Raw genomic sequence first — 15,576 nt, forward strand, 5'->3', positions numbered from 1 at the left:
GACTGGCAGCGCAGTAATGGCGGGATTCTACAGGTTTGCCGCGAGTGGCTCTAGCAATTGGGCGCTATAGGCAGAGAGAAAAAAGCCCCTTGGGAAGGGGCTAACAAAACAAGAAGCTGATGTTAATGGCTATTAATATCGATGCGTTTACTTTCGCTAGGCGGTAATGCTTTGCGTGGAATAGTCACTTCCAACAAACCGTTTTTCATTGAGGCTTTTATTTCTTCCTGATTGCAATCCTCCGGCAAGGTGAGCAAACGCTGGAAGCTGCCAAAGGAGCGCTCCATACGATAGTAATGTTTATCGCTGGATTCGCTCTCGGCTTTTTTCTCGCCGCGAATGGTCAGCACGCCTTTGTTAATTTCCAGGCTGATATCCTTTTCAGTCAGGCCCGGTGCTTCCAGACTGATGTGGTAAGCCTTGTCATCGCTGGCAACATTTAATTTGGCTTGAAAATTGGTGATATTAAACAAGCCATCTTTGGGCCAGCGGCTGTTAAGTGAGGGCAAATTAAAATCGCGGAAGGTTGAATCAAACAAGCGATCAATTTCCCGCTGTAGCCGCACCATAGGGTGGCTATCAGTGCCGCTATTTTTATCATCGCTGGTTGTATTGATGGCGCCGGATGTTTGTTGCCCGGCATCTTCATGTTTAAACCAGTTCCAAGGGTTGAGTTGTGATCTGTTCATAAACACCTCCATTGTTAAGGGTCAGTAACAGCCTAGCGCTATTTGATTCCCACTTTTTTGTGTTGGATCAATAAGCGCGGTTAATGTTTAGCTGGGTATCCTGTTCATAAGTTCAAGGCTTATGGATTTTGTTTCAGCTGGTTTTTTTAAATTGATTTTTTATTTCAAATTAATTTTTTATAAAGACGAGGGCTGAAATAAATCGAATTTATCAATATTTATTTGTCTGTAGATTATTAATAAAGGTGCCGCTGAACCCCGGTGTCAGGATAGATCAGCCAAATAGATTAAATTTTTTAATTAGCATCCTTGAACTTTATTTATGCCGTCCCTATCTAAGGCGGCAGCTTCGTTGGCTACGATTGTTTTGTGGGGCTAATCCCGTTACTGAGGAAAAAACAATGTATAACGCGAACCTTATTGTTAACGCGAATTCTGTCCATAACCCGATTAATCAATTCCCTTCCCGAATTTTTGTGCGCGCCTCGCGCCCACCACCCGCTGCTCGCCAGAGTTAACGCAGGGGTTCTCCCTTACATTTTATTGACTGATTTTTTCTGATTAATTTCGTCCATTAATCTGGAGGCTTTTATGCTGGCAGTGTCAAAACTCAAGCGAGCCTACGGCGATTTTGTGGCGGCCGATGAGGTCAGTTTTACAATCGCCAAGGGTGAGATTGTGGGGTTACTGGGCCACAACGGCGCCGGTAAAACCACGGTGATGAAAATGTTAAGCGGCTACCTGGAACCCAGTGCCGGCAGCATTCAATTTCAAGGTTTAGCCTTGCAGGAGCATTTAAAAACTCTGCAACAAAAAATCGGCTACCTGCCGGAAAACTTGCCCATTTACCCCGAGCTTTCCGTGGCGGCCTATTTGGATTACGCCGCTGAACTCAAGGGTTTGCGCGGCGAAGAAAAGCAGCGCGAAATTAAGCGCGTGATTGAAGCAACTGACATTAACAATAAATTGCTGGCACCCATTGCGAGTTTGTCGCGCGGTTACAAGCAGCGTGTTGGCGTGGCGCAAGCCTTACTCGGTCGCCCGGCACTATTAATTCTGGATGAACCCACCAACGGCCTTGACCCGCAACAAACTCTGCAAATGCGCGAGTTGATTCGCAGCATTGCCAAAGAGGCGACAGTTATTTTATCCACCCACATTATGCAAGAGGTGGATGCACTCTGTGATCGCGTACTCATGATGCGCGCCGGCCGTTTAGTGTTGGATGAAAAGCTGGCGGATTTACGTCGCGCTCGCTCACTCTTGCTAACCACCAACAAACCCGCCGCCGATATTCAGCAGGCGCTCAACCAACTGACCGGCGTAAAAGCCGTGGATATTCTTGGCAAGGCCAATGATGGTGAACAGCTGCGCATTCAATTAGGCGATGCAGCCAATGTACACAACACCGCTGCAGCGGTTGCGCGGGCAGTGCTGCAGGCCAATGCCGAGTTGTATCAGTTGCAGCCGGAAGTGCGCGATTTGGAAAGCCTATTCCGCGACCTTAATAACGCTGAAGCCAGTAAACACCATGTGCCGGAGGTGAATCGTGCAGCCTAATCATTCCATGGTACAAATTGCCAAAAAAGAAATTGGATTATTTTTTTCATCGCCCATCGCCTATTTATTTTTAGCCGCGTTTGCAGCGGTGAGTCTGTTTGCGTTTTTCTGGGGCGAAGCATTTTTTGCACGCAATATTGCTGATGTGCGTCCATTGTTTGAGTGGATGCCGCTGTTGCTGATTTTTTTGTGCAGCACACTCACCATGCGCTTGTGGAGTGAAGAGCGCCGCACCGGAACGTTAGAACATGTGCTCACCCAACCCGTGCCGCTTTGGCATTTTGTGGTGGGCAAATTTTTAGGTTGTTTAATGTTATTGGTTATTGCCTTGGCGATCACTTTGCCGCTGCCTATTACCGTAGCATTGCTCGGTGATTTGGATTGGGGTCCTGTGTTTGCCGGTTATTTGGCAACCTTACTCTTGGGCGCTGCTTATCTAAGTATTGGTTTGTTTGTATCGGCGCGCAGCGATAACCAAATTGTTAGTTTGATTAGTTCGGTTGCGCTGTGCGGCGTGTTTTATTTATTAGGTAGCTCTGCCATCACCAATTTTATGGGCACCAGTGCTGCAGAGTATTTACGTTTACTGGCCACCGGCGCGCGCTTTGATTCCATTGCCCGCGGGGTAATTGATCTGCGCGATTTGTATTTTTATATCAGCCTGATGTTGGTATTCCTCGCGCTCAATACCTATGCGCTGGAGCGCGAGCGCTGGGCCGCTACCGGCAATAAAATCCATCACGGTCGCTGGCGCAGCATTACCGCGCTGTTATTGGTAAACGCCCTGGGTGCAAATTTGTGGCTGGGGCAAATCAACAATTTGCGTATCGACACCACTCGCGGCAATCAGTATTCCATTTCATCTGCCACTGAGCACTATTTACAGCTGCTGCAAGAGCCGCTGTTATTGCGCGGCTATTTCAGTAGCAAAACGCACCCGCTGTTATCGCCACTGGTGCCGCAGCTGCAAGACTTAATGAAAGAGTATGAGGTGGAAGGTAAGGGCCTGGTGCGTGTGGAATTTGTAGATCCGGTCAGCGACCCGGAACTGGAGCAGGAGGCAAATCAGAAATACGCCATTCAACCTGTGCCTTTCCAAATTTCTGATCGCTACCAGGCTTCGTTGGTGAACTCTTACTTTAATGTGCTGGTGCAGTATGGCGATGAGTACCAAGTGCTCAGCTTCCGCGATTTGATTGAAGTAAAAAGCGGCAGTGAAACCGATTTAAATGTGCAGCTGCGCAACCCCGAGCATGATCTAACCCGTGCCATTAAAAAGGTGCTGCACAGCTACCAAGCCGGCGGCAATTTATTTGACACAGTTAAGGGCGAGGTAAAATTCACGGCCTATGTCTCCGCCGATGAGCGCCTTCCCGATGGTTTAAAAACCTTTAAAACCCAAATTAGCAGTGAGCTGGAAAAGCAGCGCGAAAAATCTGGCGAGCGTTTGCAAGTGGAGTTTCTTGACCCGGATGCCAACGGCGGCGAGTTAGGCCAGCGTATTGCGCAAGATTTTGGTTTTAACCCCATGGCCACCAGTTTGCTTAGCAATGATCGTTTTTATTTTTACATGACTCTGGGGCAGGGCGACCAGTTGGTGCAAATCCCGCTGGATGATATGAGCGCAGCGAGTTTTGAACGCAACTTTAATGCGGCATTAAAACGTTTCGCGTCAGGCTTTACTAAAACCATTGCATTGGTAACACCCGCACCCGATATGGGTGGTTACTACGGAGCGTCCAGTAGTGGCCCGCAATTTAATCAGTTGGCCGAATTTCTCGGCGCCGAATTAAATGTGCAGCGCGAGGATTTGACCGACGGTAAAGTCAGTGGTGAGGCCGACGTATTAGTGCTGGCCGCACCAAAAGAGTTGGATGAAAAAGCGCTGTTCGCGGTGGATCAATTCCTGATGCAAGGCGGCACCGTGATTATGGCCAGCTCGCCCTACAGCGCCTCTGTCAGCCAGCGCAGTTTGAGTTTGCAAAAACACAACAGTGGTTTGCAGCAGTGGCTCGCGCATCACGGTTTTACCACCGAAGAAAAATTGGTGATGGATAAACAAAACCTGCCTTTCCCGGTTCCTGTGAATCGCAATCTGGGTGGTTTTAGCGTGCAGGAAATGCGCATGCTCGATTACCCCTATTTTGTGGATATACGCGCGCCGGGTTTGAATGCAGACAATCCCATCACCAGCGGTTTGCCGCAGGCGAGCATGGCATGGGCATCGCCGATTGTATTGGATGAAACCAAACAACAAGGGCGTCGCATTACCGAGTTGTTGCGCAGTTCAGACCAAGCCTGGTTAAGCGGCGATATGAATATAGTGCCGCAGGTGAGCGCCAGTGGTGTGTCGCCTTATTTACCAGTAGGCGAGCAGAAATCGCATCTATTGGGCGTGATTAGTCAGGGGCGTTTTGAATCTTATTTTGCTGGAAAAAATTCGCCACTCCTGAGCAATAACGCCGAACAAAATACCGCCTCCGATACAGCGGCAAACGCTGCAAACAATACGGCTAATGAGCAAAACAATAGTGCGCAAACAGTGAGTGGTGTTATTCAGCGTTCACCGGATTCTGCGCGCATTATTTTATTCAGCTCCAATGATTTCCTGAGCGATGCGGTGATTTCTATGACCAGTATGGCAACCGGTGGCCAGTATTTAAATGGTGTGCAGCTGTTAGCCAATACAGTGGATTGGGCGCTGGAGGATGAAGGCTTGGTAAGCATCCGCGCGCGCGGTAATTTCAATCGCACCCTGCCCAGCATGGAGCAATCCACCCAAGCCTTCTGGGAATATTTGAATTACGGTTTGGCACTGGCTGCACTGCTGGTGGTTGGTTTGGTGCAGCGGCAATTAAAACGCCGTCGCGAACAGCAGTACCAGCAATGGCTGGCTAATTAATTATTCACAGCGCAGTAGAACGAGGTGAACTATGAATCAAGCAGTCACGATTAACGCCGCGCAAGCCAGCGCTGCACAGCTGGAAGAAAATAGCGGTGCCGCTGTCTCCCTGCGTTGGCAGCGCCGTTTGTGGGCGTTGTTATTTGTACAAATCCTGTTGGTGGTTGGTATCTTTGCCTATCAAAAAAATATGCGCGCGGCACCCGCCGCGGTGCCCTTGTTGCCGGTGTCCGCGAATTTGATTAATCGCATAGAAATTGCGGATGCCAGTACCAATGTGCAGTTGGATAAAGCCGCGAATCGCTGGCAACTGACCCAGTCCGGTTTGCCGGTAGACAATGAAAAAATCACAGCGCTTTTGGATAAGTTAGCCGCACTGAGGTTGACTTGGCCTGTTGCCAATACCGGCAGCAGCCATGAGCGTTTTGACGTGGGCGATGCAAAGTTTCAACGCAAACTGCGCCTGTACGAGGGCGATAAATTGCACGCGGAATTTTATCTAGGTAGCTCGCCTGGTTTTAAAAAAGTACACCTGCGCCGCGCTGAGGATAATCAAGTTTATGCTGTGTCTCTGAGTACCTTGGATGCGAGTACACAAACGGATGACTGGCTGAATAAATCATTGCTGGCGACAAACAATCTCACCAATATCACGGCGGGTGATTACCAGTTGCAAAAGCAAGGTGATCAATGGTCACTGCAAAATAATGCAGATGCGGCACTGGATGCGGCAAAAGTCGGTGCTTTAGTTAGCGCCATCGCTAGCCTGCAAGTGGAGTCAGTGGCACAGCAGAAACCCGAGGGCGAAGTGTTCCGTCTGGCGGTTAAAAGTAGTGATGGTAATTGGCAGTATGAGTTTATAAAAACCGATGCTGGTCATTTTGTAAAACGCAGTGATCGCAATGAGTTTTTTATGCTGAGCCAATACGAATATGAGCGTATTGTAGGTGTGAATCGCGCTGGGTTACTTGCACCTAATAATGCCGCAAATGCTGCGCCTACTTCGGCGAATCCGGTAGACACTGTTGTGCAGGAGGCAACTAAAGGCTTGTTGGGTAATTAATTTATTGTGCTATCTGCAAAGCATGCGTTGCCTAAAAAACAGCTATTGCTAATAAACAAAAGCCCGGCAGGTTGCCGGGCTTTTGTTTGGGCGAGATAATTTTTATTTAACCTGCCAGACCTACATAAACTTCATGTACGTCATCGTCATTATCAATCGCAGCAAGGAAGGCTTCTACTTCGTCCAGTGCTTCGCCAGATAGGCTCACCGGGTTTTTAGGTTTGTAGCCCAGTTTGGCAGACACCACCGTAAAACCTTGGCCGGGAAGGGCTTTCTGCACCATGTCCAAATCCGTTGGGTCGGTGTAAAAAGTGGCAGTGCCATCATCGTCTTGTTCAAAATCCTGCGCGCCCGCTTCAATCGCCGCCATTTCTACATCGGCATCTTTATTGGCAGGCGTGGCTTCAATAATGCCCAGGTGATCAAAATCCCAAGACACTGAACCTGAGGTGCCCAACTGGCCTTTGCGGAATAAACCGCGAATATTGGAAATGGTGCGATTCACATTGTCCGTGAGGCACTCAACAATCACCGGCACCTGGTGCGGCGCAAAACCTTCATACACTACTTTTTCGTAATTGATGTTGCCATCCAATTGACCTGAACCTTTTTTAATGGCGCGCTCTAAGGTCTCGCGCGTCATGGAGGCTTTTTTAGCCGCTTCAACAGCAAGGCGCAGGCGTGGGTTCATGTCCGGGTCGGCGCCATTGCGCGCGGCGACCATAATTTCTTTGGTGAGTTTGGTGAACAGCTTGCCTTTGGCGTTAGCTGCTTCCTCTTTGTGTTTTGCTTTCCACTGTGCGCCCATCGTTATCGCCTCTGTGTTGCACGCTGTTTGTTGCGTGATGGTAGGTTAATTAAAAGAGGCACCCCAGGGTGCCTCATGAATTGCGCTGTTGCTGAACTTGCCTATTAATTGGTGTGCATTAATTGGCGTGCAGCGCGCTATTTAATTGCAATGCTGTTTTGTTGGTCACAACTTCCACACGCCCGGTAATCGAATTGCGGCGGAATACTAAATCCGATACGCCTGCCAATTCACGCGCTTTCAGAGTTTTTACTTCGTTGCCGGCGTCATCCAGTACCACGACTTTGGTGCCGGCGGTCACGTAGAGGCCGGATTCTACTTTGCAGCGGTCGCCCAGTGGAATACCTATACCGGCGTTGGCGCCAATCAAGGATTCTTTGCCAACGGAGATAACAATATTCCCGCCGCCAGACAGGGTGCCCATGGTGGAGCTGCCGCCGCCCAAATCAGAGCCAGCGCCTACAAATACGCCGGCAGAAATACGGCCTTCAATCATTGCCGGGCCTTCGGTGCCGGCATTAAAGTTCACAAAACCTTCGTGCATGATGGTGGTGCCTTCACCCAAATAAGCACCCAAGCGCACGCGCGCTGTGTGCGCAACACGCACACCTTTAGGCACCACATAGTTGGTCATTTTAGGGAATTTATCCACGCAGGATACTTCCAGTTCTTCGCCATTCAAGCGCGCCTGTAATTGGCGTGCGGGCAATTCATTCACATCAATTGCACCCTGATTAGTCCAGGCCACATTCGGCAACACACCAAAAATACCAGCCAATATCGTGTTGTGTGGTTTTACTAAACGGTGCGACAGCAAATGTAATTTTAAATAACCCTCAGGTACAGACGCGGGGTTGGTATCGCTCGCCAATAAAGTGGCAACCAGTGGACGTTTGCTACTTGCCAAGGCTTTGGCCAATTCTGCTTGTGCGCTGTCGCCGGCAATAGTTAATGCCTGTGCGATTTCGCTGGCTTGGCTGTTGCTGATGGCAATCGCCTGATTGCCTTCGCTATAGCCTACGATATTAGCAATCGCTCGGGCGCTGGCTTCAGAAGGTGCTAATACCGGTTGCGCGTAAAACACTTCCAGCCATTCACCCTTGCTGTTCTGGGTGCCTATACCTAAACCGAGTGCGTAAAGTTGGGTCATGGTTTTATCCTATTGGCTAAATAATTAATTAAACATTGTTTGGTAATCGGCAGGCTTGAAGCCGAGCAGTTTTTGGGTGCCGGTATCCAGCAGCGGGCGTTTAATTAAGGTGGGGTTTTCCACAATAATGTTTACTGCTGTGCTTGCTGTAAAATTTTCTTTGATGCTATCGCTCAGTTCTTTCCAGGTGGTGCTGCGTTTATTCACTAGTGTTTCCAAGCCCAGCTCAGCAATCCAGCGCTGCACTTGCGCAGCATCCAAACCATCAACGCGGAAATCGTGGAAGCGATAATCCACTCCTTGCTGATCCAGCCAGGTGCGAGCTTTTTTGACTGTGTCGCAGTTTTTAATGCCGTATAAAGTTGTCATAGTCATTCTTCAATTTTTTTACCCCCTCCCAGCCTCCCCCTTGCCAGGGGGAGGGGCTTTACTCCCAACCTAATGCGGAGTCGGATTTGTTCCCTCCCATTGTTAAGGGGAGGGTTAGGGAGGGGTTAGGGTTTTAAGACAATTTTTGGTTTTTTGCGATTGGGGTAACAGGTTCTGCAGATATCACACACTGTGCCGTCGCAGCCACGTGCGGAACAAAACTCGCGCCCATAATAAATAATTTGCAAGTGCAAATCGTTCCAGCTTTCTTTGGGAAACAGCCGTTTTAAATCTTTTTCGGTCTGCACCACATTTTTGCCGTTGGTTAAGCCCCAGCGCTGCGCGAGGCGATGAATGTGTGTGTCCACCGCAAATGCCGGTACACCAAAGGCTTGGCTCATGACTACGCTGGCCGTTTTATGGCCCACACCGGGTAAACGCTCCAAGGCGTCCCAATCTTGTGGTACTTCGCCCTTATGTTCATCCACCAATATTTTGGATAACACCGAAATCGCTTTGGATTTTTGCGGCGATAATCCGCAGGGGCGAATAATTTCCTGAATTTTTTCTACCGGCACCTGTGCCATCGCAAAGGGGTTATCGGCCAAAGCAAAGAGCGCCGGTGTCACGGTGTTAACTCGCTCATCCGTACACTGCGCTGACAGCAGTACAGCGATGAGCAAGGTGTAAGCGTCTTTGTGATCCAGTGGAATAGGCGGGTTGGGGTAGAGTGTTTGCAATCGCTGCAAAATAAACGCAACTCGCTCCGCCTTATTCAGGTTTTTTACCGCGTCAGTCATAGCGATTGCACAAACGCCTTAATGCGCTGGGCGGCTTCTATGCATTCGGCCAGTGGTGCCACCAGTGCCATACGCACATAGTCTTCACCGGGATTGATGCCGTTTGCGGCGCGCGCGAGATAACTGCCTGGCAACACCGTGACTTTTTGCTGGGCAAATAATTGCTGGGCAAATAATTCACCCTTAATCGGCGTTTTAGGCCAGAGATAAAAACTGGCATCCGGTTTTTGCACATCCAAACAGCCATCCAAAATGCTTAACACCGCATCAAACTTTTCGCGGTAAGCCCTGCGATTGTCGATCACGTGTTGTTCATCCTGCCAGGCGGCCATACTTGCCAGTTGGGTGGGCACTGGCATGGCGCAGCCGTGATAGGTGCGATAGAGCAAAAATTTTTCCAGAATTTTTGCATCGCCACCCACAAAACCGGAGCGCAGCCCGGGCAGGTTGGAACGCTTGGACAAGCTGTGAAATACCACACAGCGAGCAAAATCATCGCGCCCCAATTCGGCGCAGGCTTGCAGTAAACCTACCGGCGGGTTTTGTTCGTCAAAATAAAGTTCTGAGTAACATTCATCAGAGGCGATAACAAAATCGTATTGATCCGCAAGCGCTATGACTTGTTTTAGCTGCTCCGAACTCATGACTGCACCGGTGGGGTTGCCCGGTGAGCAAATAAATAATAACTGGCAGCGTTTCCAGATCTCGGCAGGTACGGCCGCAAAATCCGGAATAAAATTATTGTCGGGTGTGCAATTTAAAAAATAGGGTTCAGCACCGGATAACAGCGCCGCGCCTTCATAAATTTGGTAGAAGGGGTTAGGTGATACCACCAAGGGCTGCCCTTGGCGGCGATCAACAATGGCCTGCGCAAATGCAAATAGTGCTTCGCGTGTGCCATTTACCGGCAAAACGTGTTTTTCTGCACTGAAGCTGCCCACATTTAACTGGAAGCGAGTTGTCGCCCAGTTGGCAATGGCGGTGCGCAACTCTGGCAGCCCTTTGGTGGTAGGGTAGCTGGATAATTTATTTAAATTGCTTACCAAAGTGTCCAGCACAAATGCCGGCGGCAAATGTTTTGGCTCCCCGATGGATAACATAATGTCGCTCAGTGCCGCTGGTGCACTGACCGCAGCTTTGAGCGAGGCTAATTTTTCAAAGGGGTAGGGGTGAAGCAGGTCTAAATCCGGGTTCATAATCAATTCAACAATAATTAGTGTTTATCAACGCGCTTATCGAGTTGCTCGCGAATTTCCTGCTGTAATTTTTCACACAGCGCCGGATCACTCAGTGGTTTACCGTCGTTGTCGGCGATGAAAAAAATATCTTCCACGCGTTCGCCAAGGGTAGCGATTTTAGCGTTGAGTAGTTGGATGTCGTAATCCATAAAAATACGCCCAATGCAGGCAAGTAAGCCTGGGCGATCCGGACTGATAACCTCCAGTACACTGCAGTTGCGAATGGTGTCGGTGCTCATGGAGGTGCGGGTAGGTGAAGCAAAGTATTTCAGCCGGCGCGGTGTACGGCGCCCGATAACGTCCCGATAGTTATCCACCAGACTTAACTCTTCCAGCAAAGCTTGCTGGATTTTTTTGAGCAACGTTTGGTTGTTGCCCAAAGGCTCGCCGTTTTCATTCAACACAAAAAAGGTGTCTATGGTGTAGCCGGATTTGGATGAATAAATTTTCGCGTCCTGAATACTGAGGTTCAATAAGCTCAGTGCGGTTGCCGCAGCTACAAAAACATTTTTTTGATTTTTGCTGTACACAAAAATCTGGGTGGCACCGGCAAGTTCTTTGCTGGTGGTTTTTTTGATCAATATCAGTGGCTTGTCGTCGGTGCGTGCGGCAATGGCCTCGGTATGCCAGGCGATATCGACAAAATTTTCACGCAGAAAATAGTCCTCATCCATATCACCCCAGAGCGCAATTACTTGCTCTTTGCTCAAACCTTTACGCGCTAGTTTGCGAATTGCAGCCTGTTGGGTTTCCTCGATCAAATCGTGTTTATCGACTGTGTTTTCCAAGCCGCGACGCAGGGCGCGGCGGGTGTCCAAATACAGATTGCGCATTAAACTTGCACGCCAGGTATTCCACAATTCTTTATTTGTGCCGTTGATGTCGGCTACGGTGAGGCAATAAAGATAATCAAGATGCAGTTGGTCGCCCACGGTCAGTGCAAATTTGTGAATGACTTCGGGATCTGAAATATCCTGTTTTTGCGACACTTGTGACATGAGTAGGTGTTTTTCTACCAGCCAGCAAATAAGGCGAGTCTCGCGCGGAGAAATTCCGTGGCGCACACAAAACTCTTCGGCATCTACCGCACCTAAGGTGGAGTGATCACCACCGCGGCCCTTGCCTATATCGTGGTACAAACCAGCGATGTAGAGCAGCTCCAATTTGGGTAAGCGGTTCATAATAGTTGCCGCGACAGGAAATTCCTCTTTCGCTGAAGGCAGTAGAAAATTACACATGTTCTGCACCACTTTCAGAGTGTGTGCATCAACCGTGTAGATGTGAAATAAATCGTGCTGCATTTGGCCGGTTACTTGCCCAAACTCAGGCAAATATAAACCGAGAATGCCGTAGCGCGACATGCGTTTTAATTGTTCTACCAAACCCTCCGGGTGTTGTAGCAACTTAATAAATAATTGGGTGTTTTTGGGATTGCTGCGAAAACTGTCGTCTATTAAATGGCGGCTTTCGCGAATCCAGCGGATAGTCGATGCGCGGACACCTTGAATTTGCGGGTTTTGTGCCATGAGCACAAATATTTCCAGCAGCGCAGACGGGTTTTCTTCAAAGACGTAAGTGTGGGTTGCTTCAATATAATTATCGCGCAACTGAAAACGTTCATTCAGCGAAACAACACTCTTGGTTTTCCCTTTTTGCAGAATGGCTTCCGACAAAAACTGCAGCACCACATCATTTAACTCTCGCAGTGCCAGTACAGTGCGATAGTACTTATGCATGAATTGTTCAACCGCTAATCCTTCATGGCTATCGCTGTAACCAAAAAGTTTGGCAATTTCGCGCTGATAATCAAACAGCAACCGCTCTTCCGGGCGCTTGGCAATCATGTGCAGTGCATAGCGCACGCGCCACAAATATTCTTCGCCGGAATTTAATAGCGAGAACTCCTCGTCAGTGAAAAACCCTTTACCTTCGAGTTGTTTAATTGTGCGCACACCAAAATAGCGTTTGGTTACCCAGTTGATCGTTTGAATATCACGCAGCCCGCCGGGAGCATTTTTAATGTTGGGTTCCAGGTTGTATTCGGTGTCGTTATATTTTTTGTGTCGATCCAATTGTTCCTGATATTTAGCGCTAAAAAACTCTTCTATCGACCAAATTTTATCTGGTGCAGCTTCCTGCATGAGTTCGTGGCGCAGTGATGTGTCGCCCACCAGTGTGCGCGATTCCATGATGTTGGTGGCCACAGTAATATCGGTGCGCGCTATTTCAATGGTTTGTTTTACTGTGCGCACGCTGCTGCCAATTTCCAAACCTATATCCCATAACAAGGTCAGGAATTTTTCGATATTTTCTTTGCAGGATTCAAATACATCCGGGTGATGCAAAATCAATAAATCTATGTCTGAACCCGGGTGCAGTTCACCGCGACCGAAGCCTCCCACGGCCTCCAGGCTGATGCGGGCTGGCCAGCGAAACTGATGCCAGGCATAGTGCAATATACAGTCGATAAAAAGTGCGCGTTCGTATACCAAGCTGCGAATATCTTCGCCTTCGATAAAACGACGGTTAGCTTGAGTGCTGGCCGCATTTATCGCGTCTTTGAATACCCCGATGATTGGCTTTTCTGCCAGCGCACGGCGAAAACGGCTCTGGTCGAAAAAGAACAGGGGGCGTTCGAAATAAGGTACTTCATCCATCGTTAAAGGTTTGTGGATGTTTGCAATCTCTGCACCTGTTTCAGTGGAACTGGCTGCAGGTGTTGATGCGGTAGGCTTATTAAAAACGCGCGCGATAAAGTCGGAGATACTCATAAATTAAAACACTTCGCCGGTGCGAGCAGTTAACACTTCCACGCCATCGGCAGTAACAACCATGGTGTGTTCCCATTGAGCAGAGAGTCGCCCGTCTTTGGTTTCCACTGTCCAGCCATCGCTTTTTAATTTGGTTTGGGGTTTGCCGGCATTAATCATGGGTTCAATGGTGAAACACATACCTTCTTTTAATTCCATGCCGGTATTAGGGCGGCCGTAGTGCAGAATTTGCGGATCTTCGTGGAATACTTTGCCAATCCCATGCCCACAATATTCGCGTACCACCGAGTAATAATTAGCTTCTGCATGTTGCTGGATGACATGGCCTATGTCGCCCAAGCGACAACCGGGTTTCACCAGCTTGATGGCTTTGTACATGCATTCCTGGGTGACCTGTACCAAGCGCTCTGCATGCGGGGCGGGGGTTCCCACAAAGTACATGGCACTGGTATCGCCATGGTAGCCCTCATAGATCACAGTGACGTCTATGTTGACTATATCACCGGCCTTTAACACTTTTTTCTCGGAGGGAATGCCGTGACAAATCACCTGATTAACGGAAGTACAAATGGATTTGGGGAAGCCGCGGTAGCCAAGGCAGGCGGGAATCGCTTTTTGCACATTCACTATATGGTCATGGCAAATTTTATCGAGTTCGGCAGTAGTGACACCGGGCTGCACATATTGGCCAATCATCTCCAATACTTCAGCTGCCATACGGCCGGCAATGCGCATTTTGGCGATTTCATCGGGGGTTTTGATAGTAACGGACATGAATTCAGGCAATCTCGCGAGGTGGATAAAAAGATGCCATATTCTAAACGATTCCATGCCGGTTTGACCAAAATCAATCCTTTATGGGGGCAATAGTCGAAGTCTGATTTTTATATCAACGGGGGTAAGGTGGTTGCAGATGCTTATTTGCACGGAGTGAAAGGGGGCGGATAGATTCGCTCTATCCGCTTCAGCTAGGTGATGGCTCTAGTGCTGTGCAGAGCGTGCACGCAGGCTGGTAAGGGCATGGATTACCCCGCGCAATTCGGCAAGGCCCTTCATTCTGCCTGCGTAGGAATAGCCGGGGTTGATGCCGGGTTTGCCAATCTCATCGCCCATTAAATGGCCATGATCAGGGCGCATAGCAATAGGGGGCAGTTTGCTCCCGTTGTGTTTGCGGCGATTTTCTTCCTCCAGCAGGGCATCTATAAGGCCGACCATATCGTTGTCGCCATCCAGGTGGTCGGATTCAAAAAAGGAGCCGTCAGCCTCGCGTTTGATGTTGCGCAGATGCACAAAATAGATGCGCTCACCAAATTCGCGCGCCATGGCAACCAAATCATTATCGCAACGAGCGCCGTAGGATCCGGCGCAGAGGGTCAAACCGTTGGAGGGGCTAGGCACGGCATTCAGCAGTGCGCGTGCGTCATCCGCGGTGGAAACAACACGCGGCAAGCCAAAAAGGGAAAAGGGCGGGTCATCGGGGTGGATGCACATACGCACCCCGGCTTCTTCGGCGACTGGGATAATTTCGCGCAAGAAAGTAAATAGGTTGGCGCGCATGCCTTCATCGCCCATTTGAATGAACTGCGCTATGGCGGCGCGAATGCCTTCGCGATCATAGGAACCTTCACCACCGGGTAATCCGGCAATGATATTTTTTTCAAGCAGGATCTTCTCTTCGGTGCTCATGGCGTCCAAGCGCGCCTTGGCCTTGATGAGTACATCGGGCTGGTAATCTTGCTCTGCCCCCGGGCGTTTCAATATATAAACGTCATAAGCGGCAAAGTCGCTCATTTCAAAGCGTAGGGCGCGGGCGTTATTGGGCAGGGTGTAATTCAGGTTGGTGCGTGTCCAGTCCACCACGGGCATAAAGTTGTAACAAACATCGTAAACGCCGGCAGCGCCCACGTTGCGGATTGATTCTTTATAGTTATCTATATAAAGCTGGAAGTTGCCAGTGCGGGTTTTGATGTCGTTGTGGAGTGGAATACTCTCGATAACCGACCATTCAAGTCCCTGAGCTTCAATCATTTTTTTTCGCGCTAGTACCTCCTCCAGGGGCCAGGCTGCGCCCGTTGGAATGTGATGCAACGATGTGACAATGCCAGTTGCGCCAGCTTGTGCGATGCTTTCCAGGCTGACGGTATCTTTAGGGCCAAACCAGCGCCAGGTTTCTTTCATGATGATCTCGCTGTAAAAAACGGATGAGTAATTGGGTTACTAGTATAC

General features: G+C 49.3%; 12 protein-coding genes. 3 read left to right on the forward strand and 9 right to left on the reverse strand.

Annotated elements, in window-relative coordinates:
• Positions 1-122 precede the first annotated feature (122 nt).
• Positions 123-689: an Hsp20/alpha crystallin family protein gene (locus ACFODX_RS16965; protein ID WP_378121353.1), complete on the reverse strand. Its 567-nt coding sequence runs from the start codon at positions 687-689 to the stop codon at positions 123-125.
• A 591-nt stretch (positions 690-1,280) separates the two neighbouring features.
• Here ACFODX_RS16965 and ACFODX_RS16970 point away from each other — a divergent pair.
• From ACFODX_RS16970 to ACFODX_RS16980, 3 genes are read left to right on the forward strand one after another with little or no spacing between them, the layout of a single operon-like run.
• Positions 1,281-2,249, forward strand: a complete 969-nt coding sequence (locus tag ACFODX_RS16970) for an ABC transporter ATP-binding protein (protein ID WP_378121356.1) — start codon at positions 1,281-1,283, stop codon at positions 2,247-2,249.
• Entirely contained in the window at positions 2,239-5,151 is a 2,913-nt protein-coding gene (locus tag ACFODX_RS16975) for a Gldg family protein (protein WP_449245717.1), read from the forward strand. Before ACFODX_RS16970 ends, ACFODX_RS16975 begins: the two co-directional genes overlap by 11 nt.
• Before the next feature lie 31 nt (positions 5,152-5,182).
• Complete coding sequence (locus ACFODX_RS16980; RefSeq protein WP_378121358.1) at positions 5,183-6,214, forward strand: DUF4340 domain-containing protein; 1,032 nt, start codon at positions 5,183-5,185, stop codon at positions 6,212-6,214.
• A gap of 106 nt (positions 6,215-6,320) precedes the next feature.
• Here the strand turns inward: ACFODX_RS16980 and ACFODX_RS16985 are convergent, their stop codons facing one another.
• From ACFODX_RS16985 to uxuA, 8 genes are all read right to left on the reverse strand, one after another.
• A complete protein-coding gene (locus ACFODX_RS16985; RefSeq protein ID WP_324259438.1) occupies positions 6,321-7,022 on the reverse strand; it encodes a YebC/PmpR family DNA-binding transcriptional regulator in 702 nt (233 codons plus the stop codon).
• A gap of 118 nt (positions 7,023-7,140) precedes the next feature.
• Entirely contained in the window at positions 7,141-8,172 is a 1,032-nt protein-coding gene (gene dapD / locus ACFODX_RS16990) for a 2,3,4,5-tetrahydropyridine-2,6-dicarboxylate N-succinyltransferase (protein WP_378121360.1), read from the reverse strand.
• A gap of 24 nt (positions 8,173-8,196) precedes the next feature.
• The gene (locus tag ACFODX_RS16995; protein ID WP_378121362.1) at positions 8,197-8,541 is read right to left on the reverse strand and encodes an ArsC family reductase; all 345 of its coding nucleotides are present in this window, start codon (positions 8,539-8,541) and stop codon (positions 8,197-8,199) included.
• A 125-nt stretch (positions 8,542-8,666) separates the two neighbouring features.
• Positions 8,667-9,341: an endonuclease III gene (gene nth, locus ACFODX_RS17000; RefSeq protein WP_378121364.1), complete on the reverse strand. Its 675-nt coding sequence runs from the start codon at positions 9,339-9,341 to the stop codon at positions 8,667-8,669.
• Positions 9,338-10,537 carry a succinyldiaminopimelate transaminase gene (dapC, locus tag ACFODX_RS17005; RefSeq protein WP_378121366.1) on the reverse strand — a complete coding sequence of 400 codons (1,200 nt, stop codon included), beginning with the start codon at positions 10,535-10,537 and terminating at the stop codon, positions 9,338-9,340. The genes nth and dapC overlap by 4 nt, the downstream gene beginning before the upstream one ends.
• Before the next feature lie 17 nt (positions 10,538-10,554).
• Positions 10,555-13,236: a [protein-PII] uridylyltransferase gene (locus ACFODX_RS17010; RefSeq protein WP_378121517.1), complete on the reverse strand. Its 2,682-nt coding sequence runs from the start codon at positions 13,234-13,236 to the stop codon at positions 10,555-10,557.
• 117 nt (positions 13,237-13,353) lie between these two features.
• On the reverse strand, positions 13,354-14,124 hold the full coding sequence (map, locus tag ACFODX_RS17015; protein WP_324259443.1) for a type I methionyl aminopeptidase: 771 nt from the start codon (positions 14,122-14,124) through the stop codon (positions 13,354-13,356).
• Positions 14,125-14,331: 207 nt separating this feature from the next.
• Positions 14,332-15,528, reverse strand: coding sequence for a mannonate dehydratase (gene uxuA / locus ACFODX_RS17020; RefSeq protein WP_378121369.1), 1,197 nt, complete (start codon positions 15,526-15,528; stop codon positions 14,332-14,334).
• Positions 15,529-15,576 lie beyond the last annotated feature (48 nt).

The sequence above is a fragment of the Cellvibrio fontiphilus genome (assembly GCF_042646205.1).
Classification (GTDB): Bacteria; Pseudomonadota; Gammaproteobacteria; order Pseudomonadales; family Cellvibrionaceae; genus Cellvibrio; species Cellvibrio fontiphilus_A.

What these genes read in the sequence shown, in the direction of transcription:
- ACFODX_RS16965 (WP_378121353.1), bottom strand. Translation starts at nt 689, where the DNA reads ATGAACAGATCACAACTCAACCCTTGGAACTGGTTTAAACATGAAGAT.
- ACFODX_RS16970 (WP_378121356.1), top strand. Translation starts at nt 1,281, where the DNA reads ATGCTGGCAGTGTCAAAACTCAAGCGAGCCTACGGCGATTTTGTGGCG.
- ACFODX_RS16980 (WP_378121358.1), top strand. Translation starts at nt 5,183, where the DNA reads ATGAATCAAGCAGTCACGATTAACGCCGCGCAAGCCAGCGCTGCACAG.
- ACFODX_RS16985 (WP_324259438.1), bottom strand. Translation starts at nt 7,022, where the DNA reads ATGGGCGCACAGTGGAAAGCAAAACACAAAGAGGAAGCAGCTAACGCC.
- dapD (WP_378121360.1), bottom strand. Translation starts at nt 8,172, where the DNA reads ATGACCCAACTTTACGCACTCGGTTTAGGTATAGGCACCCAGAACAGC.
- ACFODX_RS16995 (WP_378121362.1), bottom strand. Translation starts at nt 8,541, where the DNA reads ATGACAACTTTATACGGCATTAAAAACTGCGACACAGTCAAAAAAGCT.
- nth (WP_378121364.1), bottom strand. Translation starts at nt 9,341, where the DNA reads ATGACTGACGCGGTAAAAAACCTGAATAAGGCGGAGCGAGTTGCGTTT.
- dapC (WP_378121366.1), bottom strand. Translation starts at nt 10,537, where the DNA reads ATGAACCCGGATTTAGACCTGCTTCACCCCTACCCCTTTGAAAAATTA.
- ACFODX_RS17010 (WP_378121517.1), bottom strand. Translation starts at nt 13,236, where the DNA reads ATGGATGAAGTACCTTATTTCGAACGCCCCCTGTTCTTTTTCGACCAG.
- map (WP_324259443.1), bottom strand. Translation starts at nt 14,124, where the DNA reads ATGTCCGTTACTATCAAAACCCCCGATGAAATCGCCAAAATGCGCATT.
- uxuA (WP_378121369.1), bottom strand. Translation starts at nt 15,528, where the DNA reads ATGAAAGAAACCTGGCGCTGGTTTGGCCCTAAAGATACCGTCAGCCTG.